This is a genomic window from Stenotrophomonas maltophilia group sp. RNC7 (genome assembly GCF_030910085.1).
In the GTDB taxonomy this organism is placed as follows: Bacteria; Pseudomonadota; Gammaproteobacteria; order Xanthomonadales; family Xanthomonadaceae; genus Stenotrophomonas; species Stenotrophomonas sepilia.
Map to the genome: position 1 here is coordinate 1 of NZ_JAVFVN010000859.1, position 710 is coordinate 710.

The following is a 710-nucleotide window of genomic DNA, read 5'->3' on the forward strand; positions in this document are numbered from 1 at the left end:
AGGTGCCCCCCGGCACTTACGACGACGGGTATGTGTCGCCATCAGAGGTGGATTATTCATCGGCAGCGCGTCCTCGCCCCTTTTCCGCCAGCTGAGATTCGAACCTGTACCGCCGCGCTTATTTGGCAGTAGGCTTGAACAGCTGCCACGCCGGCGAAAACCTGCAAGCGCTGCGAGCCGTTCCGGGAATGACGTTAATGGTTCCAATCAGTTGCTTGAACTGCAAGACATCATATTCGGCGTCGCTTGTTTCTAATCTGGTGATCAGAGCTTGCAGCTGATTCCACTTCCACCCAGGTTCCCGCTGTAATGGCGCCAGCATCCGACCGCTGACGTGTAATTTTGCCCGTAAGCTCTCGGCCTGATCTTCGAGTTGCTGAAAGCGCACCTTCAAGGTTGCGGTATAGAGCCCATCCTCAATAGCGGACATCAGGCGCTGGAGCCGTCGATCTATCTTCTCGAGCTGTAATCGATCTCTTTCCATCTGGCGGTGCTGCTCACCGATGTTCATCTGTTCGTCATTCATCAATGCGTCTGCGTAGTCAGTGATCAACGCGGCAGTCTCGGTAAAAATATCTCTGACCGTCGCATCCATCACCCTTCGCTGGACCGTCTTGCCGTTACCGCATGTCTTTCGCCGGTAATGCTCCGCACAACCGTAGCGATCCCTCCCCACGTTGCAGAACTCGCCACTGCATCGCGCGCAGGCC

1 protein-coding gene is annotated in these 710 nt (G+C 55.9%); it reads right to left on the minus strand.

Annotated features, from left to right (window positions below; genetic code table 11):
* Positions 1–118: 118 nt before the first annotated feature.
* A partial coding sequence (locus RCF13_RS20290) for a hypothetical protein (protein WP_308141526.1) occupies positions 119–710 on the minus strand: 592 nt, incomplete at its 5' end.